Annotated in this window: 28 protein-coding genes; 7 read left to right on the top strand and 21 right to left on the bottom strand. The window is 68.2% G+C overall.

Annotation, left to right across the window (positions count from 1 at the left end; all coding sequences use genetic code 11):
* Positions 1-262: 262 nt before the first annotated feature.
* Positions 263-1,237 (bottom strand): zinc metalloprotease HtpX, encoded by a 975-nt coding sequence (htpX, locus tag WC597_RS01545; protein ID WP_372691442.1) that lies wholly within the window; start codon positions 1,235-1,237, stop codon positions 263-265.
* A 96-nt stretch (positions 1,238-1,333) separates the two neighbouring features.
* Between htpX and WC597_RS01540 the strand changes: the two genes are divergently transcribed.
* Positions 1,334-1,591: a DUF1674 domain-containing protein gene (locus WC597_RS01540; RefSeq protein ID WP_372691441.1), complete on the top strand. Its 258-nt coding sequence runs from the start codon at positions 1,334-1,336 to the stop codon at positions 1,589-1,591.
* 98 nt (positions 1,592-1,689) lie between these two features.
* The gene (locus tag WC597_RS01535; protein ID WP_372691440.1) at positions 1,690-2,883 is read left to right on the top strand and encodes a hypothetical protein; all 1,194 of its coding nucleotides are present in this window, start codon (positions 1,690-1,692) and stop codon (positions 2,881-2,883) included.
* Positions 2,884-2,931: 48 nt separating this feature from the next.
* Here WC597_RS01535 and pyrF read toward each other — a convergent pair whose 3' ends face one another.
* Positions 2,932-3,663 (bottom strand): orotidine-5'-phosphate decarboxylase, encoded by a 732-nt coding sequence (gene pyrF / locus WC597_RS01530; RefSeq protein ID WP_372691439.1) that lies wholly within the window; start codon positions 3,661-3,663, stop codon positions 2,932-2,934.
* 85 nt (positions 3,664-3,748) lie between these two features.
* Here pyrF and WC597_RS01525 point away from each other — a divergent pair, with 85 nt between their 5' ends.
* A complete protein-coding gene (locus WC597_RS01525; RefSeq protein ID WP_135194479.1) occupies positions 3,749-4,444 on the top strand; it encodes a MarC family protein in 696 nt (231 codons plus the stop codon).
* 3 nt (positions 4,445-4,447) lie between these two features.
* On the opposite strand, the gene WC597_RS01520 is transcribed toward WC597_RS01525, so the two are convergent.
* A complete protein-coding gene (locus tag WC597_RS01520; RefSeq protein WP_372691438.1) occupies positions 4,448-4,861 on the bottom strand; it encodes a metallopeptidase family protein in 414 nt (137 codons plus the stop codon).
* Between the two features lie 130 nt (positions 4,862-4,991).
* Between WC597_RS01520 and WC597_RS01515 the strand changes: the two genes are divergently transcribed.
* Positions 4,992-7,313, top strand: coding sequence for an ATP-binding protein (locus WC597_RS01515; RefSeq protein WP_372691437.1), 2,322 nt, complete (start codon positions 4,992-4,994; stop codon positions 7,311-7,313).
* An 11-nt stretch (positions 7,314-7,324) separates the two neighbouring features.
* Here WC597_RS01515 and WC597_RS01510 read toward each other — a convergent pair whose 3' ends face one another.
* From WC597_RS01510 to WC597_RS01500, 3 genes are all read right to left on the bottom strand, one after another.
* Positions 7,325-8,236 carry a lysostaphin resistance A-like protein gene (locus tag WC597_RS01510; protein WP_372691436.1) on the bottom strand — a complete coding sequence of 304 codons (912 nt, stop codon included), beginning with the start codon at positions 8,234-8,236 and terminating at the stop codon, positions 7,325-7,327.
* Positions 8,237-8,298: 62 nt separating this feature from the next.
* The gene (locus tag WC597_RS01505) at positions 8,299-9,945 is read right to left on the bottom strand and encodes a M28 family metallopeptidase (RefSeq protein WP_372691435.1); all 1,647 of its coding nucleotides are present in this window, start codon (positions 9,943-9,945) and stop codon (positions 8,299-8,301) included.
* Positions 9,946-9,982: 37 nt separating this feature from the next.
* Entirely contained in the window at positions 9,983-11,212 is a 1,230-nt protein-coding gene (locus WC597_RS01500) for an NAD(P)/FAD-dependent oxidoreductase (protein WP_372691434.1), read from the bottom strand.
* 64 nt (positions 11,213-11,276) lie between these two features.
* Between WC597_RS01500 and greA the strand changes: the two genes are divergently transcribed.
* Positions 11,277-11,756 (top strand): transcription elongation factor GreA, encoded by a 480-nt coding sequence (gene greA / locus WC597_RS01495; RefSeq protein ID WP_372691433.1) that lies wholly within the window; start codon positions 11,277-11,279, stop codon positions 11,754-11,756.
* Between the two features lie 3 nt (positions 11,757-11,759).
* On the opposite strand, the gene WC597_RS01490 is transcribed toward greA, so the two are convergent.
* The 12 genes from WC597_RS01490 to WC597_RS01435 are packed head-to-tail and all read right to left on the bottom strand — an operon-like array spanning position 11,760 to position 21,672.
* On the bottom strand, positions 11,760-12,170 hold the full coding sequence (locus tag WC597_RS01490) for a helix-turn-helix domain-containing protein (protein ID WP_372691432.1): 411 nt from the start codon (positions 12,168-12,170) through the stop codon (positions 11,760-11,762).
* Between the two features lie 18 nt (positions 12,171-12,188).
* The gene (gene lnt / locus WC597_RS01485; RefSeq protein ID WP_372691451.1) at positions 12,189-13,778 is read right to left on the bottom strand and encodes an apolipoprotein N-acyltransferase; all 1,590 of its coding nucleotides are present in this window, start codon (positions 13,776-13,778) and stop codon (positions 12,189-12,191) included.
* Positions 13,779-13,829: 51 nt separating this feature from the next.
* On the bottom strand, positions 13,830-14,276 hold the full coding sequence (gene ybeY / locus WC597_RS01480; RefSeq protein ID WP_372691431.1) for an rRNA maturation RNase YbeY: 447 nt from the start codon (positions 14,274-14,276) through the stop codon (positions 13,830-13,832).
* Positions 14,273-15,259: a PhoH family protein gene (locus tag WC597_RS01475; protein WP_372691430.1), complete on the bottom strand. Its 987-nt coding sequence runs from the start codon at positions 15,257-15,259 to the stop codon at positions 14,273-14,275. The genes ybeY and WC597_RS01475 overlap by 4 nt, the downstream gene beginning before the upstream one ends.
* The gene (gene miaB, locus WC597_RS01470) at positions 15,259-16,701 is read right to left on the bottom strand and encodes a tRNA (N6-isopentenyl adenosine(37)-C2)-methylthiotransferase MiaB (protein WP_372691429.1); all 1,443 of its coding nucleotides are present in this window, start codon (positions 16,699-16,701) and stop codon (positions 15,259-15,261) included. Before miaB ends, WC597_RS01475 begins: the two co-directional genes overlap by 1 nt.
* A gap of 44 nt (positions 16,702-16,745) precedes the next feature.
* Positions 16,746-17,231 carry a Fur family transcriptional regulator gene (locus WC597_RS01465; RefSeq protein WP_159847368.1) on the bottom strand — a complete coding sequence of 162 codons (486 nt, stop codon included), beginning with the start codon at positions 17,229-17,231 and terminating at the stop codon, positions 16,746-16,748.
* Between the two features lie 27 nt (positions 17,232-17,258).
* Positions 17,259-17,702, bottom strand: a complete 444-nt coding sequence (locus WC597_RS01460) for a GNAT family N-acetyltransferase (RefSeq protein WP_372691428.1) — start codon at positions 17,700-17,702, stop codon at positions 17,259-17,261.
* Entirely contained in the window at positions 17,699-18,379 is a 681-nt protein-coding gene (gene tsaB, locus WC597_RS01455; RefSeq protein ID WP_372691427.1) for a tRNA (adenosine(37)-N6)-threonylcarbamoyltransferase complex dimerization subunit type 1 TsaB, read from the bottom strand. The genes WC597_RS01460 and tsaB overlap by 4 nt, the downstream gene beginning before the upstream one ends.
* Before the next feature lie 10 nt (positions 18,380-18,389).
* Complete coding sequence (locus WC597_RS01450; protein ID WP_372691426.1) at positions 18,390-18,797, bottom strand: helix-turn-helix domain-containing protein; 408 nt, start codon at positions 18,795-18,797, stop codon at positions 18,390-18,392.
* Between the two features lie 45 nt (positions 18,798-18,842).
* A complete protein-coding gene (locus WC597_RS01445; RefSeq protein WP_372691425.1) occupies positions 18,843-19,424 on the bottom strand; it encodes a helix-turn-helix domain-containing protein in 582 nt (193 codons plus the stop codon).
* Positions 19,425-19,480: 56 nt separating this feature from the next.
* Positions 19,481-20,041 (bottom strand): NifU family protein, encoded by a 561-nt coding sequence (locus WC597_RS01440; RefSeq protein ID WP_372691424.1) that lies wholly within the window; start codon positions 20,039-20,041, stop codon positions 19,481-19,483.
* A 50-nt stretch (positions 20,042-20,091) separates the two neighbouring features.
* Positions 20,092-21,672, bottom strand: coding sequence for a helicase HerA-like domain-containing protein (locus WC597_RS01435; RefSeq protein WP_372691423.1), 1,581 nt, complete (start codon positions 21,670-21,672; stop codon positions 20,092-20,094).
* A 59-nt stretch (positions 21,673-21,731) separates the two neighbouring features.
* On the opposite strand from WC597_RS01435, the gene WC597_RS01430 reads away from it, so the two are divergent.
* Complete coding sequence (locus WC597_RS01430) at positions 21,732-22,904, top strand: AI-2E family transporter (RefSeq protein ID WP_372691422.1); 1,173 nt, start codon at positions 21,732-21,734, stop codon at positions 22,902-22,904.
* On the opposite strand, the gene obgE is transcribed toward WC597_RS01430, so the two are convergent.
* On the bottom strand, positions 22,905-23,951 hold the full coding sequence (obgE, locus tag WC597_RS01425) for a GTPase ObgE (RefSeq protein WP_372691421.1): 1,047 nt from the start codon (positions 23,949-23,951) through the stop codon (positions 22,905-22,907).
* An 87-nt stretch (positions 23,952-24,038) separates the two neighbouring features.
* Here obgE and WC597_RS01420 point away from each other — a divergent pair, with 87 nt between their 5' ends.
* Complete coding sequence (locus tag WC597_RS01420) at positions 24,039-24,854, top strand: hypothetical protein (protein WP_372691420.1); 816 nt, start codon at positions 24,039-24,041, stop codon at positions 24,852-24,854.
* On the opposite strand, the gene WC597_RS01415 is transcribed toward WC597_RS01420, so the two are convergent.
* On the bottom strand, positions 24,855-26,309 hold the full coding sequence (locus tag WC597_RS01415) for an NAD-dependent succinate-semialdehyde dehydrogenase (RefSeq protein ID WP_372691419.1): 1,455 nt from the start codon (positions 26,307-26,309) through the stop codon (positions 24,855-24,857).
* A gap of 94 nt (positions 26,310-26,403) precedes the next feature.
* A complete protein-coding gene (locus WC597_RS01410; protein ID WP_017505506.1) occupies positions 26,404-26,541 on the bottom strand; it encodes an entericidin A/B family lipoprotein in 138 nt (45 codons plus the stop codon).
* Positions 26,542-26,570 lie beyond the last annotated feature (29 nt).

Here is a 26,570-nt window from a genome sequence, read left to right as displayed (position 1 = left end):
GCGAGTTGGTCATCCGCCCGCCGATCCGGTCGGTCAGATAGGCGGCGGTCTGCATCACCTGGCTGTGGTTCAGCCCCTGGTCGATGATGCCGTTGACGGCGACGCGGTCCACCGACTGGGCGGCGACCGGCGTGGCGAGAAGAGCGGCGGCGGAGACGAAGGCGAGCAGACGCGACATGGATTCCCCTGAGCTGAACAGGGGCGCATCTGAGGCGATCCGCCTACGGAGTGCAAACCGCAAACCGTATTCAGGCCGCGACGATCAGCCCCAGGGTCCGCGCGGTTCGGTCGGCGTGGCAGGCACGCCGGTGGTCGAGGCGGCAAAGCCGGCGGCGGGGCGAGGTTGGGTCAGGTCCGGCGTTCGCGGGCGCGGCTGCATTCCCATCTTGGCGCCCAGCTCCATCAGCGCCTTGACGCGGTTGACCGTCGCCGGATGGGTCGAGAACAGATTGTCGGCTCCGCGTCCCGCCAGCGGATTGATGATGAACATCTGGCCCGAGGCCGGATTGCGCTCGGCCGTCTGATTGGTGATCCGCTTGGCGTAGGCGTCGATCTTCTGCAGGGCCGAGGCCAGGGCCTGGGGGTCGCCGGCGATTTCGGCGCCGACGCGGTCGGCCTCGTATTCGCGGCCCCGGCTGATCGCCATCTGCACCAGACCGGCCGCCATGGGCGCCAGCAGCATCAGGGCCAGGGCGCCGATGATGCCGCCCGGCCGTTCGCGATCCTGACCCCCGCCGAAGAACAGGGCGAAGTTGGCCAGGGCGGCGATGGCGCCGGCGATGGTCGCCGTCACCGTCATGATCAGGGTGTCGCGGTTCTTCACATGGGCCAGCTCGTGCGCCATCACCCCGCGCACCTCCTCGCGCGTCAGCATGTCCAGCAGGCCGGTGGTGGCGCACACGGCGGCGTTCTCGGGATTCCGACCCGTGGCGAAGGCGTTGGGCTGGTCGTTGGGAATGATGGCGACCTGGGGCTGGGGCAGGCCGGCGTCGCGGGCCATCTGGCGCACGTCGGCGACATAGTTCCTGACCACGGCGTTGGGATGCTGCTCGTCGACCGGCTGGGCCCGGTACATCTTCAGCACGATCTTGTCGGCGTTCCAGTAGCTGAACAGGTTCATCCCGCCCGCGAGCAGCAGGGCGATGGCCATGCCGGTCGCGCCGCCGATCCGATAGCCGAGGCCCATGAAAATGGCGGTCAGCGCGGCCAGCAGGATGAAGGTCTTCAGATGGTTCATCGCGGTTCCGTCACTCGATCCGGCCGTTCTGTCTGGCGTCACGAGTTTGATCCTCTATTTGAGAGAAGGCGCATCAAGCCTCAAGGGAGCCGCCCTGTGACCGAACATCCCACCCCCGGCCCGGACAACGACGCCGAAACGGCTCCGGCGACCCCCGTCTTCAACGCCGACGTGCCCAACGCCACGCCGGAGCGGCCGGTCAGCGAGGCCGCGCGCCGGGCCTTGCAGGAGGCGGCCGATCGTCGCGCGGCGGAGCCGTCGATTCAGGCGGACACGGAATACGGCGGCCCGTCCGGTCCCGAACCGACCCGTTTCGGCGATTGGGAAAAGAAGGGGCTGGCGGTCGATTTCTGACCCTCTGGCCCTGTCGGGGTGGGGGGAAGGGTTAACGACGGCTTAAGAAACAGGCGCCGGATTTGCCAGTGCAGGGACAACTCAGAGGAGTCTGTCCCGTGACGATACAGTCGATACTTACCGCCGCATCGGCGGCTCTGCTGCTCTCGGCAGCGCCCGCTCTCGCCGGAGGGCCTGGAGGCCACGGCGGCGGCTATGGCGGCGGCCATGGCGGTCAATCCGGCGGCTGCGGCGGCGGATGCGGTGGCGGCGGCTACCAAGGCGGTGGCGGCCATTACGGCGGCGGCAACTACAACGCCAACCACAACGCCAATGTGAACGTGAACGGCGGGGCCTACACCAATGCGAGCGCGAACGCCTATGCGGGCGCGTCCAGCTATTCGGCGATCAACGCCCGATCCTATTCCAGCTCGTCCAGCTTCCAGCGCGGCTATGTCGGCGGCGGCACGACCTACGTCGGCGGCGGCGGCTATTCAGACGGATATTACGGCGGTGGATACGGCGGCGGCGGCGTGAGCACGACCTCGGTCCTGGTCGGCCGTCCCCCGGTCAGCGCCCCGGTCGGCTATCCCGTCTATGGCTTCGGTCGCGACTATATCGGCTGGCGTCCGTATCAGCAGGGCCGCCCTGCCGACTGCAACTGCCGCCCGCCCGCACGTCCGCCGGTGCGCTACGAACAGCGCTATGAGCAGCGTTACGAACAACGCTACGTCGAGCAGCCCCCGGTCTATGTCCAGGCGCCGCCGGTGCAGGTCGCGCCGCAACGCATCTATGTCGCCCCGTCGCAAGTGAACTTCGCGCCGCCCCAGATCGAGATGGGACCGCCCACCTATATCGAGCAACCGCCCATCTATGTGCAGGCGCCGCCGGTCAACATCGGGCCTCAGCGTGTTCAGGTCGCCGCGTCGCAGGTGAACCTGGCCCCGCCGCAGATCGAGACGGGCGGTCCGGTCTATTACGATCAGGCCCCGGTCTATGTGCAGTCGGCCCCGGTCAACATCGGCCCGCAACGCATCCAGGTCGCCCCAGGCCAGGTCAATATGGCCCCGCCGCAGATCGAGACCGGCGGCCCGGTCTATGTCGATCAGTCGCCCGTCTATGTGCAGTCCGCACCGGTCAACGTCGCCCCGGCCCAGATCTATGTGGCCCCGCCGGAGGTGAACACCATGCCGCCGCCCCCTCCGCCGCCGCCGCCTTCGGGCTACTATGGCGATCTGCCGCCGCCCGAAGCGCCCGCGCCCCACGCGCCGCCCCGCCACGGCTATGCCCAGGAGCCGGGCGAGCGGGGCTGATCGCCTCGCGGCAGGACAACCGAAGACGAAAGGTCGCCCTGGTCTGTCTCAGATCAGGGCGATCTGCTGTGCGATCTCTTGCGCCGCCGCAAGAGGATCGGCCGAGGCCGTGATCGGCCGGCCGATGACCAGATGGGTGGCGCCGGCTTCAAGCGCCGCCTGCGGGGTCGCCGCCCGCGCCTGGTCGTCCAGCGCCGCGCCGACCGGCCGCACGCCCGGCGTGACGATCAGGAAGTCCGGCCGTCCCGCCTCAATGGCAAAAGCCCGCGCACGCGCCGCCTCGTGCGGGCTGGAGACGACGCCGTCGATGCCGGCGTCCAGCGCCTGACGCACGCGTCGCTCGACCAGGTCGGCCGGCGACAGGCTGTGGTCGTCGGCGGACAGATCCTCGGCCGTCAGACTGGTCAGGACCGTGACGCCCAGCACTTTCATAGTCGACCCCGCCGCACCGCGCGCCGCCGCCGCCATCACCTGCGGCCGCGCATGGACGGTCAGCAGGTCGCAGTCGGCGCTCGCCAGGTTGGCCGTCGCCTTCTCCACCGTCGCGCCGATGTCGTGGAGCTTCCAATCGAGGAAGATCTTGCGCCCTTGCGCCTTCAGCTCGCGCGCCAAATCCATGCCGCCGACCGCGAAAAGCTGAAGCCCGATCTTGTAGAAGCCGACCGCATCCCCGATCCGCGCGACCAGGGCGGCGGCCTCGGCCGTCGTCGGCACGTCCAGGGCGCAGATGATCCGTTCGTCAGGCAGGCGATTGGGCGATGCGGTATGGGTCTGGGTCATCGACGGACTCGCGCTTAGCGGCTATGCCGGGACCTGTGGGGGCGCGTCGGCATGCGGCGTGACTGATTGAGGGCGAGGGCAGGCGATGAACGCAGTCGATTTGGGTGTCAACCTGTTCGTGACCCTGTTCGCCCTGCTGGACCCGATCGGCAATCTGCCGATCTTCGCCGCCGCCACGGCCGGGGCGACGCTGCGCCAGCGGATTTCGGTCTCGGCCCTGATCTGCGCCTTCGCCGCCGTCTTCCTGGCCTTCTTCCTGTTCACGGGCCTGGGCCTGCTGCAGTTCTTCGGCATTTCGTTGGCGGCGTTCCGCATCGCGGGGGGCATTCTGCTGCTGTTCCTGGGGCTCGATATGGCGCGCGGCGACTTCCTGGCCATGTTCGCCGACAAGGACGCGCTCGCCGACACCAAGGACGTGCGCGGCTATGCCCGCCGGCGCTTCCAGCGCCTGGTCGTGCCCTTCGCCATTCCGCTGATGATCGGCCCCGGCGCCATTTCGGCCGTCATCATCCAGGCGGGCGAGGCGGCAAAGCTGGGCTATGCCGGGACCATGGGGTCGCTGGCCGCCATCACGGCCGCCTGCGCGGTCTCCTTCGTCTGTTTCGCCCTGACCGGGTCGCTCAGCCGCCTGCTGGGCGAGGTCGGCATGGCCATCATCGTGCGCGTGCTGGGCCTAATCCTGTGCGCCCTGGCGATCCAGTTCATCCTGCTGGGCCTGGGCGAGGCCATCCCCGGCATGATCTCCGGCGCGGTGACCACGCCCTATCCCGCAGCGAAGTAGGCTTCAGTCCTCGTCGTCCTCGATGGCGTGGATGTCGTCGTCGGTCAGGCCCAGGTGGTGGCCGATCTCGTGGATCAGGACGTGGGCGATCAGTTCGGCGATCCCCACGTCGCCGCGCTCGCACCATTCGTCCAGGATCGGGCGGCGATAGAGGAAGACTCGCGACGGCTCGGCCGCCGGCCCCAGACTGTCGCGCCGACCGATGTCCACGCCGTGATACAGGCCCGTCAGCTCGAACGGATCCTCGATCTCCATCTCCGCCAGCGTCGCCTCGTCGGCGAAGTCATCGATGCGGATAACCACCTCGCCCGCCGCCTGTCTGAACGGCCCCGGCAGGGCGTCGAACGCCTCTTGCGCCAGCCTGGCGAAGTCGTCGAGGGAGGGGGCCAGAAACGAAGGGGGGCGCGCGTCGGTCATGACTGCGATATCGCGGTCCCGAGGGGGCGGCGCAACGGGGCGCGATGACGCGATCACGAGACTGCCGCTTTTTCGCGCGCTTGGGGTATGGTTACCGAATCGGGGCGCAGACCTTTCTCCAGGGACACGAATGGCCGAGGCCGACATCGCCTATGTCGCCACAGCGGGCGCAGCCGGACTGGCCATGGCCGTCAGCGCCTGGGCCTTGCTGCTGCGCGGACGGCTGAACGAGACGGCCGTTCAGGCCGAGCGCGAGCGGGTCGAGGCCCTGGCGGACCTCAGCCGCCACGACGCCATGCTGCGCGCCTTCGACGATGTCAGCCTGGCCCTGACGCCGGACGGTCAGGCGGCCGGCGCGCCCATCGGCTCGGCCGAACTGATCGCGCGCCTGGCGGGCGACAGCGACGAGGTCGGCGCCGCGGTCCTGGCCAAGCTCAAGATCACCCACGACGCACTGATCGAGGCCCTGGTGCAGGCGGGCCAGGCGTTCGAGGGTCTGGTCGCGTTGGACGACGTCGAGCCGTGGCGGATCGAGGGGCGGGTCGCCGGCGGTTCGGCCTGGCTGCGGCTGTCGCCCGCGTCGCGCTTCACTTTGACCGGCGCCGATGCGACCGAAAGCGGCCTGGCCATGCTGGGCGACGCCTCGCCCATGCCGACCTGGGTCGTGGACGGGACCGGCAAACTGGCCTGGGCCAACCGCGCCTGGCTGGCCGAGATCAACGCCGAAACCATCGACGCCGCCATCGAGGAAGGCCTGTCGTTCGACCGGGGGGCGGACGCCCTGGTCGCCGAGGCCGCGCGCCTGGGCGTGCGCCAGGAAGGCTTCCGCTGGACGACTGGCGGGGGCGCGCGCCGCGCCTGGCGCATCATCGCCGAACCGGCGGGCGGCGGCGCCGTCACCGCCTTCGCCATCGAGGTGACCGAGGCGGAAGAGACGCGCGACACCCTGCGCCGCCACGTCGACGCCCATGACGAGACGCTGAACCACCTGGCTGACGCTGTCGCCATCTTCGGCCCGCAAAAGCGCCTGGCCTTCCACAACACCGCCTTCCAGACCCTGTTCGACATCGACGCCGCCTGGCTGGACGAACGCCCGACCCATGCCGAACTGCTGGACCGACTGCGCCAGCGTCGCAGCCTGCCCGAAGTCGTGGACTATGCCGGCTGGAAGGCGCGCGAGCTTGAGTTCTATGGCGCGTCGGAGGCCTCGCCCGACGACAGCTGGTCCCTGCCGGACGGTCGCACCCTGCGCGTGGTGCGCCAGCCGCACCCGCTGGGCGGCATATTGCTGATCTTCTCGGACATCACCGACGAGCTGAAGCTGCGCAGCCGGTTCAACGCCCAGATCCAGGTCCAGCGCGCGACCCTGGACAAGCTGAACGACGCGGTGGCCGTGTTCGGTTCGGACGGGCGGCTCAGGCTGCACAACGAGGCGTTCGAGACCTTCTGGAACCTGTCGGTCGATCGGATCGCGGCGGCGTCGGATTTCGACGCCCTGGCAGAACTGTGCAAGGCGGTGCTGCCCGATCCGGCCCTGTGGCTGGGGCTGAAGGCGCGGGTCGCCGATCCCGATCCCGAAAGCCGTGTCGCGATTTCAGGCGAGGGCCGAACCGTCGATGGCCGCGTCGCCGCCTGGCAGACCCGGCCGCTGCCGGATGGCGCGACCCTGGTCGCCTTCTCGGACGTCACTGCCCGACGCGGGCTGGAACAGGCCCTGGTCCAGCGCGAACAGGCCCTGGCCGAGAGCCAGGCGCTGAAACGCGAGTTCGTGGGCAGCGTCTCCTATGAGCTGCGCACGCCCCTGACGACCATCGTCGGCTATTCCGAACTGCTGGAGACCATGGGTGACCTGCCCGAGCGCAGTCGCCAGCACGCCGGCGCCATCCGCATCGCCGCCAGCCAACTGGCCCGCTCCATCGACGACGTGCTGGACATGGCCCAGATCGACGCCGGCGAGATGGAGCTGTCGCTGGGCGACATGCGCGTCAGCGACCTGCTGAACCAGGCGGCAGAGAAGGTTCGTGCGCGGGTCGAGGGACGCGGCGCGACTCTGATCCTCTCCTGTCCCATCGACCTCAAGCCGATCCGCGCCGACGAGCACCGCATTGGCCAGGCTTTGGATCATCTGCTGGAAAACGCCGCCCGCGCCGTGTCAGACGGCGGGGTCGTGGAGCTGAAGGCCGAGACCGGCCCGTCCGAAATCCGCCTGACCGTGTCCGACACCGGGCGCGGCATCCCCTATCATCTGCAGGCCCACGTCTTCGACCGCTTCGTGCGTCGCGAGCGCGGCGGCCCCGGCGTGGGCTTGGCCCTGGTCAAGGCCCTGGTCGAACTGCACGGCGGCTGGGCCGAGGTGGAAAGCGAGCCCGGCAAGGGCGCGGCCTTCATCCTGCACCTGCCGCTGGGCGCCGCGACCACCGCCGCCGCGCCCGAGCTTCAGCTGGAACTCTAGCGCCTCTCGATCTAGGTCTTTTCGACGCGCGCCGGACGGGTGGCGAACTGACCGGCGCGCCAAGCCATCCAGGTCGCCAGAACCCCCACGGCCATACAGACGACCAGGGCCGGCAAGGACGCCTCGGGTCCGAAAGCGCCGCCGGTCAGCCATTCTGGAAAGCCCGGCCGCGCCGTGCTGCTGGCGATGGCGGGTCCGAAGTCGCCGCCGCTGACCGCCGCGCCGAACAGATAGCCCTGCGTGAAATTCCAGGCGGCATGAACCCCGATCGAGACCCAGATGCGTCCCGTCAGGGCATAGAAGGCGGCCAGCATGATTCCGGCCTCCAGCGCGATGCAGATGGCCGCGAACACGGTCGCATTGGGATTGGTGATATGGCCGAAGCCGAACAGGGCGGCGGAGGCGGCGAAGGCGATCCACGGACCGAACGCCCGCCAGATCAGGCGCAGCAGGACGGCGCGCAGCATGATCTCCTCGACCACCCCCGACTGGATGGCCCCGCCGGCGGCGGCCCAGGCCGGGGCGACGCCCAGAGCGCGGATCTCATAAAGGCCGAACACCGCCATTATGGCCATGACGGCGGCGAACATCAGGGCGCCGATCAGCAGGCCGACAAGAAGCTGAGGTAGGAGCGGCCGCAGGGCGATCTCCGACGGTCTGCGGCCTTCGGCCAGCCAGACCGCCAGAGCATAGAAGCCCAGGCCGACGACGGCCCCAACGACATTGGCCGCCAGCTGCGCCGGCCCCGTGTTCGGCAGAAAATCGCCCAGCACCTGGATCGTCGGAAGGGAAACCAGCACCACCAGGAAGAACAGGGCCACGGCCCAGCCTACGGCCCGCAACCACCGCAGCGGCCCCGGATGCAGGAAACGCCGCTCGCCCAGGTCCACCGGATGGACCCAGGCCTTCATGTCGATCGTCATTCCGCGTTCCCAACCCAAAGGCGAAGCTTAGGCTGCGCCGGGGAGACGACGCAATCGTCAGCCTAGCGCCGCGAAGCTTTCGACGTATCGCGCGAGGGACCGAACTCGGCGCCTGGGTTCCATTCCGGCCATTGGTCGCTGTCCGCCAGCTCACGGCCGACAGCGTAGATCAGCGCCACATCCGCCGCTGCGGCATCCATTTTCCAGGTCGCATCCCATTCGTCCGTGGGCTGATGATAGCGGTTCTGGACGTAGTCGCGGCTGGCGGCGCTGGCGCCGGTGAAGCCAGCCGCCGGGAACAGGGCCGGCACGCCCTTCAGGGCCAGGGGGAAGTGGTCGGAGCGATAGAAGGCGCCGGCCTGGGGCGCCGGATCGGCGATCAGGGTGCGGCCGGCCTGGGTCGCGTGGCGCGCCAGAACGTCGTCCAGTTGGTTCTTGCCCTTGCCGATGACGACGACGTTCGGGTCGATCTGGGTTCCGGGCAGCAGGCTGTCGACGTTGATGTTGGCGACCGTGGTTTCCAGCGGCCAGACCGGATTGGCGGCGTAATAGGTCGAGCCGAGAAGCCCAGCCTCCTCGCCCGACCAGGCGGCGAAGACGACCGACCGTTTCGGACGCGGACCGTCGGAGAAGGCGTGGGCCAGTTCCAGCAGGGCGGCGACCCCGGTCGCATTGTCCACGGCGGCGTTATAGATCTTGTCGCCCTGAGCGTTCGGCGTGCCGACGCCGTAGCCGTCCCAGTGGGCGCCGTACATGACGGTCTCGTTCGGACGTTCGGCGCCGGGAATCCGGGCGATGACGTTCTTGGTCTCCACCTTGTCGGCGATCTGGCCGAAGTCCACGCTCATGGTCAGGCCCGGCAGCACGACAGGCTTGAAGTCGGCGCGGCGAGCGCTGTCCTTCAGGGCGGCGAAGTCCAGGCCGGCTGCGGTGAACAGTTCTTCGGCCCTGGCGCGCTGGATCCAGCCCTGGAAGGGCGCGCGCTCGGCGTCGGGATCGGCGCGCACGATGTCGAACTTGGGCGCGGCCGACGAGTTCTGCAGCGTGGACCAGCCGTAGCCGGCGCCCGCCGTCTCATGCACCACCAGCACGCCCGCGGCGCCGCGACGGCCTGCCTCCTGGAACTTGTAGGTCCAGCGGCCATAGAAGGTCATGGCGGCGCCGTCGAACTTGCCGGCGACGGGATCGCCCTCGGGGGCCTGGAAATCGGGATCGTTGACCAGGACGACGATGACCTTGCCGCGCACGTCCACGTCCTTGAAGTCGTCCCACTGGCGTTCCGGCGCGGTCGCGCCATAGCCGACGAAGACCACGGGGGCGTCGGTCACGGTGATATGGTCGGTCGGACGGTCGCTGGACACCAGCACGTCGGGACCGCGCTCCAGGCTGATCGCCCTGCCGCCGACGGTCGCGGCCACGGTCGCAGGACCGTTCTGTCGGGTGCGCGACAGATGGGCGACCTGGACGAAGGCGCCGTCCGGTCCGCCGCCCTGGGCGCCGGCAGCGCGGAATTGTTCGACCAGCCAGGCGACGGTCTTTTCCTCGCCTGGCGAGGCGGGGGCGCGGCCTTCGAACTCATCCGATGCCAAAACCCGCACCGATTCGTTCATCCGTGCGGCGTCGATGTTTGGCGCGCCCTCCTGCGCCAGGGCGGAGGAACAGGCCATCATCATAGCCAGGGCGGAAACGGCGGGAAGGGTGCGGCGCATCGGGAACTCCTGATCGAACCGGGCGACCCTGCCTTCCTCAGTCCCGGCTGTCGAGCCAGTCGATGACGCCGGACGCCGCGACCAAGCCAGAGGCGAAGCTGGCCTGAAGCAGATAGCCGCCGGTCGGCGCCTCCCAGTCCAGCATCTCTCCGGCGGCGAAGACGCCCGGTCGCGCAACCAGCATCAGCCGTTCGTCCAGGCCGTCCAGCGCCACACCGCCGGCCGAGGAAATGGCTCGCTCCAACCCCTGAACGCCCGTCAGGGTCAGCGGCATGGCCTTGATCCGTTCCGCCAGGGCGCGAGGCGAGGCGGGCAGGGGGCCGGCTTCGTAGAGCAGGGCGACGGCGGCCGGATCCAGCCCCACCACCTTGCGCAGATGGTTCGACAGGCTGGCCTTGCCGCGCGGCTTCGACAGCCGGTCGGTCAGCTTGCCGACCGCCACGTCCGGCTTCAGGTCGATCTGGATATCGGCGCGGCCGTCCGTCTCGACCGTCGTCCTCAGCGCGGCGGACAGCGCATAGATCGCGCCGCCTTCGATGCCGTAGCGGGCGATCATCGCCTCCCCGCGCGCCGTCCGGTCGCCATGGGTGACGGCGACGCCCTTCAGCGGCTGGCCGGCGAAGCGGTCACGGAACAGGGGGGACCAGGCGACGTCGAAACCGACATTGGCGGGTCGGAACGGCGTAACGGATGCGCCGGCCGCTTCGAGCCACGGCGCCCAGGCCCCATCCGAACCCAGACGCGGCCAGCTGGCGCCGCCCAGGGCCAGAACCACGGCGTCCGGTCTCTCAAGCCGCTCGCCGTCCGGTGTCTCGAACGCCAGCGCGCCGTCGCGCCACCCGGTCCAGCGCGAGCGGGTGCGGATCTCGACGTTCAGTTCGCTCAGCCGCGCCAGCCAGGCCCGGACGAGGGGCGAGGCTTTCATCGCCTTGGGAAACACCCGGCCGCTGGACCCGACGAAGGTCTCCTGCCCCAGGGCCTCGACCCAGGCGGTCAAGTCGGCGGGGGGAAATCGGTCGATCCAGGCGGCGGCAGTCGGCTGAGCGAGGCCATAGCGGGTGGTGAACCGGTCCAGCGGTTCCGAATGGGTCAGGTTCAGCCCGCCTCGCCCCGCCATCAACAGCTTGCGGGCGACCGAGGGCATCCGTTCATGAACGATCACTGTCGCTCCCGCCTGCGCCAGCCGTTCAGCGGCCATCAGTCCGGCGGGACCGGCGCCGATCACATGGACATGTCGGGAGGGCGTCAGGCGGGGGGACTGTTGCATGGCGTCGCTTTGCGCGCTTGCGGCGGCGCTGGCTATAGGCAGCCGCATCGCTATGTTCCGTACCATGAGCGTTGCATTCACCCGCGAAGAAGATCTTGAGGCCACCGCCGCCGATCTGGCGGACCGCCCGATCTCGCCCCACCCCAATCTGGTCACGCCGCAAGGCCTGGCGATGATCGAGGCCGAACTGGCCTCGGCGCGCGCCGCCTATACCGCCGCCCAGGTAAAGGGGTCCATCGAGAGCGACCGCACGGCGATGGCGCGCGCGACGCGCGATCTGCGCTACTGGTCCGCCCGTCGCGCCTCGGCCCAGTTGGTCGAGCCGACCGAGGACGAGGGGGCCGTGCGGTTCGGCGGGTCGGTCTCCATTGAGCGCGAGGACGGCCGTGCCCAGACCTGGCGTATTGTGGGCGAGGACGAGGCCGATCCGGCGGCCGGATCCGTCAGCCATGTCTCGCCCCTGGCCCGCGCCGTCGTAGGCAAGCGGGTCGGCGCCGAGGTGATCGTGGCGGGTCAGTCGGCGGAGATCGTGGCGGTCGGCTAGACCTTACGGCTGGGGCTCTTCGTCGCCCAGCATCTCACGCATCATGTCCAGGATCAGCTTCTGCTTGCGCGGCGGCAGGCGCGGCGCAAGGCGGGTGATCTCGACGCTGTTCCTGGTCGGCTTGTGCTCGTGGTCGAAGGCGGGGGCCACCTCTTCCGCCATGCCGGGCTGGGCGTTGGCGTAGCCGTTGAAGAAGAAGGGGATATCCACCTTCATGAAATCGGCCATCTCGAACAGTTTCGAGGCCGAGACGCGGTTGGTGCCCTTCTCGTACTTCTGCACCTGCTGGAAGCTGACGCCGACGGCCTTGGCCAGGGCGGTCTGGGTCAGGCCCAGGTCCAGCCGCTTTTCCTGAACGCGACGGCCGACATGGCGATCGACGGGATGCGGATCCTCGTCCTTGTCACGCGCCATGCCATCCCCCCTCTTTGCTCAGATCGCTGCCCGATTCGCACGGACCCTAGATCGCCGGATCAAAGGCCACAAGGACAGGATGAATGCTGTTAGGGTCGGGAAAAAGAACAGGAAATCGCCGAACCGACCATAGGGCGTGATCCCGGTCGGGCGCGGCAACGGCGCGTCGATCACGCCCATGACGCCGGGGTCCAGCCGCTGGCCGTCCACGATGCGACCCCAGGGGTCGATCATGGCCGAAATCCCTGTCGGCGTGGCACGCGCGATGGGCAGGCCGGTCTCGATGGCGCGATAGCTGGCCAGGTTCAGATGCTGGCGCGGACCCGAGGTCGCGCCGAACCAGGCGTCGTTGGAGGCGTTGACGATCCACGCCGGCCGCCCCGCCGCGCCGGGGGTGAAGCCGGGGAAGAGGCTCTCGTAGCAGATCAGCACCTGGGCCGGCGGCGCGCCCGGAACCTGGATCGGCGCCGGCGTCGGTCCGGCGGAGAAGTCGCTGGGCATATGCACCAGGCTGCGCAGGCCGACCTTGGTCATGATCCCGCTCAGCGGCAGATATTCGCCGAACGGCACCAGCCGGTGCTTGTCATAGACGGCCGCGACCCTCAGGCCCGCCCCGCCTTCGTCGGCCAGGGCGAACAGGCTGTTGTAGTAACGACCGCCCTCCGGCGCGGTCAGGTCCGGCTCGCCGCGCGCCAGCCCCATCAGCAGGGTCTGTCCGGGCCGCAAGGCGCCGGCGATGGCCTGGGCGTCCGGCGAGGCGAAGACGTCGTTGGCCGAGGCGGGCAGGGCGCCCTCGGGCCAGACCACGACATTGGGCGTGCGTGCCGCCGCCTGACCCGTCAGGGCGACATACCGATCGACGATGGAGCGATAGGCGTCGGGCGACCATTTGGTCTCCTGCTTCACATCGGCCTGGACCAGACGCACGACGGTGTCGGTGAACTGCAGGTCGGCCTGCGCCAGCCTGACGGCGCCGAACGTCCCGACGGCGATCAGGGCCAGCGCCCCCAGGCCGGCGGAGATCAGGCGGCTGCGCTTGGCGCCGGGTCCGATCAGCGGCGCGAAGGCAGCGGTCGCCGCGACCGTGACCAGGCTCAGTCCATAGACGCCGACCACCGAGGCGAACTGGGACATGCCGCCGCCCGCGCGCCAGGTCGCTCCGGCCGGGTTCCACGGAAAGCCGGTCAGCACATGGCCCCGCAGCCATTCGGCGGCGCAGAACAGGGCCGCGAACAACAGCACCCGCACCGCGCCCAGCCGCGCCCAGCGGCGATATAGCGCCGTCGCCGTTCCCCAGAACAGGCCCAGGCCGGCGGGCAGCAGGCTGGCGGCGAAGGGCGCCATCCACGCCTGTTCGGGATTGACGAAAAAGGCCTCGGCCACCCACCAGCAGCCGATGAAGAAATAGGCGAAGCCGGCCAGCCACCCCATCCAGAAGGCGCCGCGCACTGTGTCCGAACGCTCCGACAGGATCATCAGCAGCGGATAACCCAACAAGCCGATCAACACGCCGAACGGTGGATGCGCAAAAGCGGTCCCGGCCCCGGCCAGCAGCGCCAGGGCGATGCGGATCAGCCGCCAGGTCAGGGCGCGTTTCTTGTCGGGCATGGCGCGGATCGGGGCGGCGAAACGGTCCAGCAGGGCGTCGGGAAACATCGGTCAGTCCTGCTCGGCTAAATAGGGGTCGGCGACGCCGATCTGGGCCAGGATCTCGCGCTCCTCGGCCTCCATCTCTTCGGCCTCGGCGTCGTCCTCGTGGTCGCGGCCCAGCAGATGCAGCACGCCGTGGACGACCAGATGGCTCAGATGATCGGCCAGGGTCTTGCCCTGCGCCTCGGCCTCGGTTGCGCAGACGCCGTAGGCCAGGACGATGTCGCCCAGATGCGGCGCGGCGTTTTCCGGCGCGGGAAACGACAGGACATTGGTCGGCCTGTCCTTGTCGCGAAACCGGGCGTTCAGCTCGCGCACGCTTTCGTCGTCGGTCAGCAGGACGACGATGTCGCCCTCGACCTTCCCCAGCGCAGCGAGCGCCGCCCGTTCCACGACGGCTTCCGTTTCCGGCAGGGCGCCGGTCCAGGCCTCGGCCTCGACTTCAATCTCGATCATGCGGGGTCTTCGGCAACCGGGGCCGGGCGGCCCTTTTCAGCATCGGCGTCATAGGCGCGCACGATCCGCTCGACCATGGCGTGGCGCACCACGTCCGAGGCTTCGAACTTCAGGATGCCGACGCCCTTGACCCCGTCGAGGATCCGCAGGGCGTGGGCCAGGCCGGAGTCGCGCGGGTTCAGCAGGTCGATCTGCGACGGGTCGCCCGTGACCACCATCCGCGCGCCCTCGCCCAGGCGCGTCAGCACCATCTTCATCTGCAGGCGCGAGGTGTTCTGGGCCTCGTCGACGATGACGAAGGCGTGGCTGAGGGTGCGGCCGCGCATGAAGGCGATGGGGGCGGCTTCGATCTCGCCCTTGTCGCGGCGACGCTGCACGTCCTCAGGCCCCAGGATGTCGTTCAGCGCCTCCCAGATCGGGGCCAGATAGGGATCGACCTTCTCGTTCAGATCGCCGGGCAGGAAACCCAGCTTCTCGCCCGCCTCGACCGCCGGGCGGGTGATGACCAGACGGTCCACCTGCCCCCGCCGCAACAGCGACGCGCCATATGCCGCCGCCAGGAAGGTCTTGCCGGTGCCGGCCGGGCCGACGCCAAACGACAGTTCGCATCGGCCCAGCATGTCCAGATAGGCGGCCTGCGCCTTGGTCTTGGGCACGATGGAGCCGCGCTTGCCGCCCGGAAGCGACACGCCCGCCGCCGCCATGCCCGGCGTGCCCTTGCCGCCCCGCGCCTGACCCAGGGCCGCGCGCACATCCGCCTCGGTGACTTCGGCGCCCAGGGCCGCACGCTTGGCCAGGTCCTCGATGACCTGGCGCGCGTCGGTGCGGTCGCGCGTGCCGCCGTTGACGGAGACCCCGCCGCCCGGCGCCTCGACCAGCACCTTGAAGGCGTCCTCGATCAGGGCGACGTGACGGCTGTTCGGCCCGACGACCGCACGCAGTTCGGCGTCATTCAAAGGAACGAATTCGGACTCACGTGCCATCAAGCAGCCTTTTCTTTTTGGGCTAGCGCCGAGCCCGCGGGGCTCGGCTGCTTGAGCCCGTCTGCTATGAGCCGGCCCGACAGACTGTTTTGCTGGCCCGCAACGATCTCGACCGGAACGATCTGTCCGATCAGATGATCCGCGTCGTCGACATGGACCGATTGCAGATATGGGGATCGACCTATCGCTTGGCGACGGTGGCCGTGTCGGCCGGGCTTGTCGAACAGCACATTCAAGATCCGGCCCGTCTGAAGTTCATTGAAGGCGGTTTGCTGTTCGGTCAGCAGGGCGATCAGACGATGCAGCCGCTCCTTGGCGACTTCCGGCTCGACCTGTTTGCCCATGCCGGCGGCGGGAGTGCCCGGACGCGGCGAATAGGCGAAGGCGAAGGCCCCCGCGTAGTTCACACGCCGCACCAGATCCAAGGTGTCCTCGAACTCCTTGTCCGTCTCGCCGGGGAAGCCGACGATGAAGTCGCCCGCGATGGCGATGTCGGGCCGCGCGGCGCGGATGCGGTCGATCAGGTCGAAATACTTCTGGCGGCCGTGTTTGCGGTTCATCGCCCGCAGGATGCGGTCAGACCCCGCCTGAACCGGCAGGTGCAGATAGGGCATCAGGGCGTCCAGCTCGCCGTGCGCGGCGATCAGTTCGTCGGCCATGTCGTTGGGATGGCTGGTCGTATAGCGGATCCGGTCCAGGCCAGGAATATCGGCCAGGGCATAGGCGAGTTCCGCCAGGGTCGCCTTCTTCCCGTCCGGCCGTTCGCCGTCATAGGCGTTGACGTTCTGGCCCAAAAGCGTGACCTCGCGCACGCCGCGTCCGGCCAGTTGGCGCGCCTCCTCCAGCACCGAGGTCATCGGACGCGACCATTCGGCGCCGCGCGTATAGGGCACGACGCAGAAGGTGCAGAACTTGTCGCATCCCTCCTGCACCGTCAGGAAGGCGGTCGGTCCCTCGGTGAAGCGGGCGGCGGGCAGGGCGTCGAACTTGTCGTCGGGGGCGAAGTCGGCGCCGATCCGCTCGCCCCGCGCCCGCGCCGTGCGGGTCAGAAGTTCGGGCAGCTGGTGATAGGCCTGGGGGCCGACGACGATATCGACCGCCGGCTGGCGGCGCATGATCTCCTCGCCCTCCGCCTGGGCGACGCAGCCGGCGACGGCGATGGTCAGGTCGCCACCCGTTTCGCGCCGGACGTCGCGCATCTCGCGCAGCTTGCCGAGCTCGGAATAGATCTTCTCGGCCGCCTTCTCGCGGATGTGGCAGGTGTTCAGGATGACGAAGTCGGCGGCCTTAACATCGTCGGTCGTCGCGTAGCCCAGCGGGCGCAGCACATCGGCCATGCGCTCCGAGTCATAGACGTTCATCTGACAGCCGTAGGTCTTGATGAACAGGCGCTTTTCGGGCGCCGCCATCGCTTCTGCCGTTGGAACCAGGGTCTCAGTCATTGCGGGCTTATGATCGCCCGCACGCGCCCCGACAAGACGGGCGTTCAGCCGGCATCCACGTCGGCGGGATCGACCCGCGCGGCGTGGCGGGTGAAGATCAGGCCTTCGCGTTTGGACGGCTCGGCGCCCTCGATCGCCACGCCGTAAAGCTCCAGCTTGTGGCCGATCAGCTGGAAGCCCAGCCGTTCCGCGATCTCGGACTTCAACCGCTCGATCTCGGCGTCGAAGAACTCGATCACCTCGCCCGACTTGGTGTCGATCAGGTGGTCGTGGTGATCGTCGCCCGCCTCTTCATAGCGGCTGCGGCCGTCGCCGAAGTCATGCTTCTCGACCACGCCCGCCTCTTCGAACAGGCGCACGGTGCGATAGACGGTGGCGATGGAGATGTGCGGGTCGATGGCCGAGGCGCGACGGTACAGCTCCTCGACATCGGGGTGGTCTTCGGCGTTCGACAGCACGCGGGCGATCACCCGACGCTGTTCGGTCATACGCATGCCGCGGTCGGCGCAGAGTTTTTCGATCCGGTCCATGACCCTAGAATAGGGGCTCGGATCGCATCAGGGAAGCGGCACGTTGGCCTGATCCACACAGAGATCGCGGCTCATCACCAATGCATCCGTCCGAGACCCGTCGGCGGCGGCGTAATAGGCCTTTCGACTGCCGATCTGGGTAAATCCAGAGCGGTCGTACAGGGCGCGGGCGGCGAGGTTGTCCTCGGAGACTTCCAGGAACAATCGCGATGCCCCCGCCCGCGCCGCCGTGACGGCGCCGAGTTCGACCAGGCGACGGCCCAGCCCTGTTCGGCGCGCAGACGGACGCACCGCCAAGGTCAGGATTTCGGCCTCGTCCTGCACGACGCGAATCAGGATGAAGCCGTCGGGTTCCGCGACGACGAAGACCCCGGTATGGGACAGAAGGTCCGCAAACTCGATCCCGCTCCATGGCGCCGCGAACGCCTCGGCATGAAGGGCGGCGAGAGTGTGCGGATCGGGAGCGGTCATGACGCCGGTTGGCGCGGCTGGCCTGGCAGGCGGCTGGGCGGGGTCGCGTCGGGTGCGCGCAGGTAGAGCGGGCGCGGCAGGTGAACCGCCGGATCGGCGGCGGCGCTCAGCCGGGCCAGCGCCTCTGGCGACGGCGCGACGCGGTCGTCCCGGCTTGCGAACTTCAGATTGGGATGGGCCTCAACCAGAACCGCAGCGCCGTTGCCCACGAGGGCGATGTCGGGGCCAAGATCGGCGATCCGGCCCGCCGCGTCGCCTAGCGACAGGGCTTTGTCGGGTCCGAGAGGCTCGCCATTGGCGAACAGCCGCGCGTAAACCTGACCGCGTCTGGCGTCGATCAAGGCGGCGACCGGCCCCGTAACGGCATCCGAGGAGGCCGCGAGGGCGTCCAGGGCGGATAGACCTACAACCGGCCGATCCAGCGCCGCGCCCAGTCCCTGGGCGAAGGCCAGACCGACGCGAAGTCCGGTGAACGATCCCGGTCCGACGGTCACGCCGATCCGGTCCAGACTATCGAAACCGCCGCCCGCCTCGGCCATCGCATCGCGAACCAGACCGCCCAGCCGCTCCTGATGTCCCTTGGTCATCGGCTCGAACCGCACGGCCAGAGGGCGGTCGTCCTCGAACACCGCCGCCGTGCAGGCGCCCAGCGCCGTATCGATCACCAGAAGTCTCATGAGCGGCCTTCTAGGCCGCTCTGGCGAGAACCTCCACCAGTCGCGTCAAGGCTTGCCGCACGGCGCGGTCGTCGATGCGGGAAAACCCGTCGGCCATCGCCCGTCCCTCAGCCGTTACGGCCAGGGATCGGATCATGATTAGTTCGGCGCTTTCGGCCGGTTCAGGACGATCCGGAAAGAAGGCCTCGACGGGCAGGCCCAAGGCCAGAGCCAGCCGATGCAGGCGCGCCGCAGAAATGCGATTGCGCCCACCCTCGTATTTTTGAAGCTGCTGACAACTGACGCCGACCATCGCGCCCAGCGCCGTCTGCGATAGACCCAAGGCCGTTCGCCGCGACGCAATGCGCCTCCCGACCAGAGCATCCAGAGGCTCCACGGCGCGGGCCTTCTTGCGAGAAACGCTATCCGTCTTTTCCATAGAAAGACGATTTCACAACCTTACCGAGAATGCAACGTTTTCGTTTCATCGCTCCAGTCGGGCGACGACCGCCGATGTTCGCACGATGAGGTGACGGTCGATGATCTCGGCTTGATCGAGCTTTCCGGCGCCGCGCACGTGCATCTCTTGAGCATCCGTCCGCTCGAATAGCCGCACACGCATCGTCCCATCGGCCATCTCTATCACGCAGCCCTGCCCCTGGCGCGGCTGCATCCCCGGTTCGAACTCCAGAACGACGCCGGGTTCGGCCCAAGGTGACAGGTGGTCGTCACGAACTTCAATACGGTTCGGTGCGCGCGATAGCCCGTCGAAGGGGCGTCCGCTGTTTTCGACGCCGTTCGGATCGACCGCTGTCGGTCGATCGGCCTCGTCGGATAGCAGCAGGGCAAGGGCTTCGGGGCTGGAGTCCAGAGCGCCGGTCAGGCGGCGTTGGACATCGGGTCGAAACAGGCCGGGACGGCGACCGGCCTCATACAGGCCCCAACCCTGGCTGGTCATGTTCAGTCGCGCGCCCGCCTCGGCCTGCGACAGGCCGCGCTCGCGGCGCAGGGCGGCGAGGGCTTCGCCGAGGCGGAGAACTTCAGGGTCGGGAACGAAGCGGGGCATCAACTCAAGATGGCGCCCGGCAACGTGTCTGGCGAGGACGAAAACCGTCCGGTCGATCAGAGGGTCTGCTCGACCCGCGTCACTTCCGGCACATAGTGGCGCATCATCTGCTCGACGCCGGCCTTCAGCGTGGCCGATGAAGACGGGCAGCCGGCGCAGGCGCCGCGCATCCGCAGGTTCAGAACGCCTGTCGATTCATCGAAGGAATCAAACAGGATGTCGCCGCCGTCCTGGGCCACGGCCGGGCGGATGCGGCTGTCCAGCAGTGCCTTGATCTCGGCGACGATCTCGCTGTCGTCCTCGGCATGACCGTCGGCCTCGACGCTCGCGCCGCGCGTCAGCGGCTGGCCCGAGACGAAATGATCCATGACGACGCCCAGGATCGGCGCCTTCATCTCCGACCATTCCGGCCCCTGGGGTTGGCGGGTGACCGACACATAGTCGGCGCCGAAGAAGACGCCGTCGACGCCTTCGACCTCGAACAGGGCCTCTGCCAGAGGAGAGGCCGTCGCCTCATCGATGTTGCGGTACTCCAGCGCGGCGGCCGGCGACACGTCGCGGCCGGGCAGGAACTTCAGCACGTTCGGATTGGGCGTGGGTTCGGTCTGGATGAACATGGGCGGGAGATGCGCTCGCCCCCGCCCCGTTGCAAGACCCCGCGCGGAACCTAGCGCCGCTTCAACCCGCCCAGCAGGCCGCGCATCAGTTCGCGGGTCAGGGTCGATCCGGCGGTGCGAAGGACCGACTTGGTCATGGCCTCGATCGGTGTTTCACGCGTGGACCGACGGGCCGGGGTCGCTGTCGCGCGCGCGGCCCGCGCATCGGCCTGAGCCTGCGCCTTAGCCTGAGCCTGAGCTTGGGCCTGAGCCTGGGCCGCCTTCTCATCGGCCCTGGCCTGAACCTGAGCGGCCTTGTCGGCCTCGACCTGGGCCTTCGCCTGAGCCGCTGCCTGATCGGCGGCGCCGTGGCGGTTGGCCAGGATTTCGGCGGCGGATTCGCGGTTCAGAACCTGATCGTAGAGGCCGCGCACGGGACTGGCAGCCATGATCGCCGCGCGCTCGGCGTCGGTCGCCGGACCCAGGCGTGACGCCGGCGGGCGGATCTTGGTGCGAGCCACGATGGTGGGCGCGCCCTTCTCGTCCAGCACCGAAACCAGGGCCTCGCCCACGCCCAGACCCTGAATGGCCTCGGCCGTGTCGAAGGCGGCGTTGGCGCGGAAACTTTGCGAAGCGGCCTTCAGTCCCTTCTGTTCCGACGGCGTATAGGCGCGCAGGGCGTGCTGGATGCGGTTGCCCAACTGGGCCAGGACGCTGTCGGGAATATCGGCCGGGTTCTGGGTGACGAAATAGACGCCGACCCCCTTGGACCGGATCAACCGCACCACCTGTTCGACCTTTTCCAGCAGGGCGCGCGGGGCGTCGTTGAACAGCAGGTGGGCCTCGTCGAAGAAGAAGACCAGGCGCGGCTTTTCCGGGTCGCCCACCTCTGGAAGTTGCTCGAACAGTTCCGACAGCAACCATAGCAGGAAAGCCGCATACAGGCGCGGACTGTTCATCAGCCGGGTCGAATCCAGCACATTGACCTGGCCCCGTCCGTCCAGACCGACGCGGATCATGTCTTCCAGCTTCAAGGCCGGTTCGCCGAAGAAGGCGTCGCCGCCCTGTTGCTCGACCTGCAGCAGCGAGCGCTGGATGGCGGCGATGGAGGCGGGGGCGACATTGCCGACCTCGCGTCCGATCCGCTCGGCGTTCTCGCCGACATAGACCAGAAGGCTGCGCAGATCGTCGAGGTCCAGCAGCAGCAGGCCCTCCTTGTCGGCGACGTGGAAGACGACGGTCAGCACGCCTTCCTGCACGTCATTCAGGTTCAGCATCCGCGCCATCAGCACCGGGCCGATCTCGGACACGGTGGTGCGGATCGGATGGCCCTTCTGGCCATACAGATCCCAGAAGACCGTCGGCGCGGCGCGCGGCGTCAGGGTCAGTCCCATCTCGGTCGCGCGGGCGATCAGTTTCTCGTTCGGGGTTCCCACCTGCGAAATGCCCGACAGGTCGCCCTTCACGTCGGCGCAGAAGACCGGCACCCCGGCGTCGGAGAACCCTTGGGCCATGATCTGAAGTGTGACCGTCTTGCCCGTTCCGGTCGCGCCGGCGACGACGCCGTGGCGGTTGGCGCGGTTGAACAACAGGCTTTCCGGCTGGTCGGCGTCGGACTGGCCGAGGAACAGGCCGGGCAGGGCGTCGGGCATGAGGATCTCCGATGGCGTCTCGAAGAAAGGTCTAGCGCGTTCCAAACGCGGTCGGAACAGTGATTGACGCCGAAGCCGAGCGGTTCGACAACACAGGCATGAAAAGCCCCGTCGCCATGCCGTCCTCGGCCGTGTCCCGCAACGCCGTCGGGATCATCGCCACGGTGGCGGCGGGAGCGGCCATCTATTGGCTGCGGGACATCCTGACGCCGCTGGCCATGGCCATCTTCCTGCTGATCATGATCGACGGGGTGAAGCGGTCGGTCGAGGCGCGCACGCCGTTGAACAGCCGTATGGCCGGGATCGCGGCCCTGACCCTGGTGGTGCTGGCCTTCTTCGCCTCCATCGCCATCATCGTGAACGGCGCGGCCGGCTTCTTCGGCGAGGCGTCGGGCGTGTCCCAGAACATCGGCCCGCGCATCGATCAGATCATTCGCGATGTCTATGGCATCGTGCGGCTGGCCAATCCGCCGACGGCCCAGGATTTGATCAACGGCGTGGATGTGCGCGGCTGGCTGACCTCGATGGCCTTCCAGGTTCAGGGCATCGCCTCGGGCGCCTTCTTCGTCCTGATCTATCTGGGCTTTCTGCTGGCGTCCCAGGTTGGGTTCCGCCGCAAGATCATCGCCATGTTCCCCTCGGAGGCCCAGCGCGACGAGGCTGTCGCGGTGTTCCAGCGCGTGCGCGGCGGGGTCGAGGGCTATATCTGGGTGCAGTCGGTGACGGGGGCGATGATCTGCGTCGTGGCCTGGATCCTGATGCGGGCGGTGGGGCTTCAGAACGCCGAGTTCTGGACCTTCGTCATCTTCATCGTTGGCTTCATCCCCGTGCTGGGCGGGGCGGTGGCGGGGCTGGCCCCGCCGCTGTTCGCCCTTGTCCAGTTCGAAAGCTACTGGCCGGCCGCCATCCTGCTGGTCGGGTTGCAGGTGATCCTGTTCGTCGTCGGCAACTTCATCCAGCCGCGCATGCAGGGCGACAACCAGAACATCGATCCGGTGGTGGTGCTGCTGGCTTTGGCCTTCTGGGGCAAAATGTGGGGTGTGATCGGCATGTTCCTGTCCACGCCGCTGGCCGTCATGGCCATGGCGATCCTGGCCGAGTTCAAGGGGTCGCGCTGGATGGCGATCCTGCTGTCCGGCGACGGCGAACCCTATGCGGACGAGGACAAGACGACCGACAAGCCGAAATCGGCCCGGCGCAAGCCTAAACCTGAGCCTGCGCCGGAGGCCTGATCAGGGCTGCCAGCCGCTGATCTGATCCGTGTCGCCTTCGCCGGCCAGGGCGCCGCGCGTCTTCTTCACCTCGGCCCAGGCGGCGCGCAGCAGGGCGGCGACGCCCTCGCCCGACACGCCGGACACCAGCATGGGGCGGCGACCTGAGACGGCTTCCAGTTCGGCCGCCTTCTCATCGCGCGCCTCTGGCGTCAGGGCGTCGATCTTGTTCAACGCCAGGATCTCGGCCTTGTCGGCCAGGCCCTCGCCATAGGCCTCAAGCTCGCCACGGATGATGCGATAGGCCTCCGCCACATCGTCCTGTGTGCCGTCGATCAGGTGGATCAGGCTGGCCGAGCGTTCGACGTGGCCCAGGAAGCGCGTGCCCAGCCCCGCGCCCTCGCTGGCGCCCTCGATCAGGCCGGGGATGTCGGCGATGACGAACCGCTCTGAAGGCGACAGGTCCACCATCCCCAGGTTAGGGGCCAGGGTGGTGAAGGGATAATCCGCGATCTTGGGCTTGGCGGCGCTGGCCGCCGACAGGAAGGTCGACTTGCCCGCATTGGGCAGGCCCGCCAGACCGATGTCGGCGATCAGCTTCAACCGCAGCCAGATCCAGCGTTCCTGACCGTCCTGGCCGGGGTTGGCGTAGGTCGGCGCCTGGTTGGTCGGGCCCTTGAACCGCACATTGCCCCAGCCGCCGTTGCCGCCCTTCAGCAGCAGTTCGACCTTGCCGGGGGTGTCCATGTCCAGCAGGACGGTTTCCTTGTCCTCGTCCAGAACCTGTGTGCCGACCGGCACCTTCAGATGCACGTCGTCGCCCTTGCCGCCATGCATCTGGCGACCCTGGCCGTGATGGCCGGTCTGGGCCTTGAAATGCTGCTGGTAGCGATAGTCGATCAGGGTGTTCAGCCCGTCCATCGACTCGATCCAGACGTCGCCGCCCTTGCCGCCGTCGCCGCCGTCCGGGCCGCCGTTGGGAATGAATTTCTCGCGTCGGAACGACACGGAGCCCGCGCCGCCGTTACCGGAGCGGATATAGATCTTGGCCTGGTCGAGGAACTTCATCGCGGGCTTATGCCAAAAGACGAGGGCGAGGGCGAGGCGCCGCGTAATTCATAGGTCATTAAGCGACGCGATCCAGACTCTTCGCCCATGAACGTCTCGTCCGCCAGCGCCATGGGTAATGTCCTGAACGAGGGCCGTGTCCAGCGCGAGAAGGCGGCGGACGAGCGATCCGCCGCCCGGCTGCGTGACGCCAAGTCGGCGGTGGCGACGCTGAAACAAATGAACACCGACGCCTCGGACCAGAAGAAGGCCGCCGCCAAACAGCGCGTTGATCAGCTCAAGGCCCGGCTGCAGATGCTGAGGATGAGCAGTCCCGTCGATCCCAAGGTGCTGGCCCAGCTGGCGCGTGAACTGAAATCGGCGGTCAGCAGCTATGCCGGGGCAGGCGGTTCCGCCGGTGATCTGGGCGTGACGGCGACAGCCGCCGCCTCGGCTGATCCGAGCGCCGCCTCTGTCTCTGCAAGCGTCGAGGGTGAAGCCAGCGCCAACTCACAAGCGGTGCAGACGGTCTCCACAGCAGACAGTGCAAAATCAGGCGAGGGCGAGAGGGAAGCTCCCGCCGGCGAGCCGGCCGGATCTCCCGAGGCCAACCCCTATCAACGCATGGCGCAGGACGCGGACGCCCGGTTCGCCGATGCGTCGCGTCGCGGCGCAGCAATCCAGGCGGACCGCGAATTCCTGACCGACGTCCGCAGTCTGGTCAACCAGATCAAGGCCATGGCCAAACAGGCCGCCGCTCAAAAGCCCGATGGAGCCGAGACCCGCGATGCTGACGATGCGGAAAAGGCGGCGGCCGATGACGGCGGCCGACTTGTCAAAACGAATGACCGAGCCGATGCACTCAAGGCCGTGGACGATGCGGGCAAAGACCTGAACGTCGGCGGGATTTCCCTGACGGTCTGATCACCGCAGCGCCAGCGTCACCGTCTTGATGTCCACATATTCGTCGATCCCGTGGATCGAACCCTCGCGGCCATAGCCCGACTGCTTGACCCCGCCGAACGGGGCGACGGCGGTGGAGATCAGGCCCGTATTGACGCCGCACATTCCCGCCTCGATCCGACGCGAAAACCGCATGGCCCGGTCCAGGTCGCGGGTGAACAGATAGGAGGCCAGGCCGTAATCGCTGGCGTTGGCCTTCTCCAGAACCTCCTCCTCGGTATCGAAGGCGAAAACGGGGATCATCGGACCGAACGTCTCTTCCTCGCGGAACAGTGCGTCGTTCCCGCCCAAGGTGACGGTCGGCTGGAAGAAGCGGCCGCCCAGCTCATGGCGCGAGCCGCCGGTCAGCACCTTGCCGCCGTCGGCCTTGATCGTCGCCACGTGTTTCTCGACCTTGTCGATGGCCTTGTCCTCGATCAGTGGCCCAACCTTCACGCCCTCTTCGAAAGCGTTCCCGACGTTGATCTTTGCGACTTCCGCCGCGAGTTTTTCGGCATAGGTCTCGGCGACCGACCGCTCGACATAGACGCGGTTGGGACAGACGCAGGTCTGGCCCGAGTTCCTGAACTTGCCCTTGATGGTCTCGGCGACGGCCAAATCCAGATCGGCGTCGGCGAAGACGATCAGCGGGGCAGCGCCGCCCAACTCCATCGACACCCGCTTCAGCGTCGGGGCGCACTGTTCCGCCAGTTTGCGGCCCACGCCGGTCGAGCCGGTGAAGGACAGTTTGCGGATCGCCGGGCTGTCCGTCAGCACCTTGCCGATGGTCGCGGCGTCGCCAGTGACGATGGACAGGGCGCCCCTGGGCAGGCCCGCCTGATAGGCCAGTTCGGCAAGGGCGATGGCGGTGAAGGGAGTCTGGCTGGCCGGCTTGACCACGGCGGTGCAGCCGGCGGCGAAGGCGGGGCCCAGCTTCCGCGTCAGCATGGCGGCGGGGAAGTTCCACGGTGTGATCAATGCGCACGGTCCGACCGCCTCACGATAGGTCAGGATCAGATGGCCCAGCGGACTGTCCTGGGTCTCGCCGATCAGCCGCTCGGCCTGGCCCGCGAACCATTTCAGGAAGCCGTTGGCGTAGGTCACCTCGCCCTTGGCCTCCTCGAACGGCTTGCCGTTCTCCAGCGCCATCAACGCGCCCAGACCTTCGACGTTGTCGTCGATCAACGCCGCCCATTTTCGCAGGAAGGCGGCGCGCTCATGAGGGTCGCTCCGGGACCAGGTCTTGAACGTCTCCGCCGCCGCCGCGATCGCCCGTTCGGTTTCGGCGACGCTCATGTCGGGAACATGGCCGATGATCTCTCCGGTCGCCGGATCATCGACGGCGATGCCTGCACCGTTCGCAAGGATGGGCTCTCCGGCGATCAGGGCGTACTGGCGCAGCAGCGCAAGGCCGGATTGGCGGGCGGTATGGTTCACTCAAAAGCTCCTCTCGCAGTCCTGAAACGAACAAGGCCCCGACGATGCGGGGCCTTGCAAGTCCGACGATGCAGCCGAGGGCTGCGGCCGTCGATTAGTTCTTGGCGTCTTGGGCGGCGCCGGTGACGGCTTGGCCGGCGGCCTGGGTGTCGCGGCCCACGCCTTCGACTGTGTTGCAGGCGGCGGTGGTCAGGGCGGCGGCGGCGGCGACCAGAACGAAAATCTTGCGCATGAGAAAACTCCGAAGGTTAGCCGGGGTGA

Source organism: Brevundimonas sp., from assembly GCF_041648115.1.
Taxonomy (GTDB): Bacteria; Pseudomonadota; Alphaproteobacteria; order Caulobacterales; family Caulobacteraceae; genus Brevundimonas.
Note: the sequence above shows the minus strand (reverse complement) of the source record. Positions and strands in the feature narration are given on the sequence as shown.

Coding starts and splice junctions, on each gene's coding strand:
- htpX (WP_372691442.1), bottom strand. CDS start 1,237: ATGAACCATCTGAAGACCTTCATCCTGCTGGCCGCGCTGACCGCCATT.
- pyrF (WP_372691439.1), bottom strand. CDS start 3,663: ATGACCCAGACCCATACCGCATCGCCCAATCGCCTGCCTGACGAACGG.
- WC597_RS01525 (WP_135194479.1), top strand. CDS start 3,749: ATGAACGCAGTCGATTTGGGTGTCAACCTGTTCGTGACCCTGTTCGCC.
- WC597_RS01520 (WP_372691438.1), bottom strand. CDS start 4,861: ATGACCGACGCGCGCCCCCCTTCGTTTCTGGCCCCCTCCCTCGACGAC.
- WC597_RS01515 (WP_372691437.1), top strand. CDS start 4,992: ATGGCCGAGGCCGACATCGCCTATGTCGCCACAGCGGGCGCAGCCGGA.
- WC597_RS01510 (WP_372691436.1), bottom strand. CDS start 8,236: ATGACGATCGACATGAAGGCCTGGGTCCATCCGGTGGACCTGGGCGAG.
- WC597_RS01505 (WP_372691435.1), bottom strand. CDS start 9,945: ATGCGCCGCACCCTTCCCGCCGTTTCCGCCCTGGCTATGATGATGGCC.
- WC597_RS01500 (WP_372691434.1), bottom strand. CDS start 11,212: ATGCAACAGTCCCCCCGCCTGACGCCCTCCCGACATGTCCATGTGATC.
- greA (WP_372691433.1), top strand. CDS start 11,277: ATGAGCGTTGCATTCACCCGCGAAGAAGATCTTGAGGCCACCGCCGCC.
- WC597_RS01490 (WP_372691432.1), bottom strand. CDS start 12,170: ATGGCGCGTGACAAGGACGAGGATCCGCATCCCGTCGATCGCCATGTC.
- lnt (WP_372691451.1), bottom strand. CDS start 13,778: ATGCCCGACAAGAAACGCGCCCTGACCTGGCGGCTGATCCGCATCGCC.
- ybeY (WP_372691431.1), bottom strand. CDS start 14,276: ATGATCGAGATTGAAGTCGAGGCCGAGGCCTGGACCGGCGCCCTGCCG.
- WC597_RS01475 (WP_372691430.1), bottom strand. CDS start 15,259: ATGGCACGTGAGTCCGAATTCGTTCCTTTGAATGACGCCGAACTGCGT.
- miaB (WP_372691429.1), bottom strand. CDS start 16,701: ATGACTGAGACCCTGGTTCCAACGGCAGAAGCGATGGCGGCGCCCGAA.
- WC597_RS01465 (WP_159847368.1), bottom strand. CDS start 17,231: ATGGACCGGATCGAAAAACTCTGCGCCGACCGCGGCATGCGTATGACC.
- WC597_RS01460 (WP_372691428.1), bottom strand. CDS start 17,702: ATGACCGCTCCCGATCCGCACACTCTCGCCGCCCTTCATGCCGAGGCG.
- tsaB (WP_372691427.1), bottom strand. CDS start 18,379: ATGAGACTTCTGGTGATCGATACGGCGCTGGGCGCCTGCACGGCGGCG.
- WC597_RS01450 (WP_372691426.1), bottom strand. CDS start 18,797: ATGGAAAAGACGGATAGCGTTTCTCGCAAGAAGGCCCGCGCCGTGGAG.
- WC597_RS01445 (WP_372691425.1), bottom strand. CDS start 19,424: ATGCCCCGCTTCGTTCCCGACCCTGAAGTTCTCCGCCTCGGCGAAGCC.
- WC597_RS01440 (WP_372691424.1), bottom strand. CDS start 20,041: ATGTTCATCCAGACCGAACCCACGCCCAATCCGAACGTGCTGAAGTTC.
- WC597_RS01435 (WP_372691423.1), bottom strand. CDS start 21,672: ATGCCCGACGCCCTGCCCGGCCTGTTCCTCGGCCAGTCCGACGCCGAC.
- obgE (WP_372691421.1), bottom strand. CDS start 23,951: ATGAAGTTCCTCGACCAGGCCAAGATCTATATCCGCTCCGGTAACGGC.
- WC597_RS01420 (WP_372691420.1), top strand. CDS start 24,039: ATGAACGTCTCGTCCGCCAGCGCCATGGGTAATGTCCTGAACGAGGGC.
- WC597_RS01410 (WP_017505506.1), bottom strand. CDS start 26,541: ATGCGCAAGATTTTCGTTCTGGTCGCCGCCGCCGCCGCCCTGACCACC.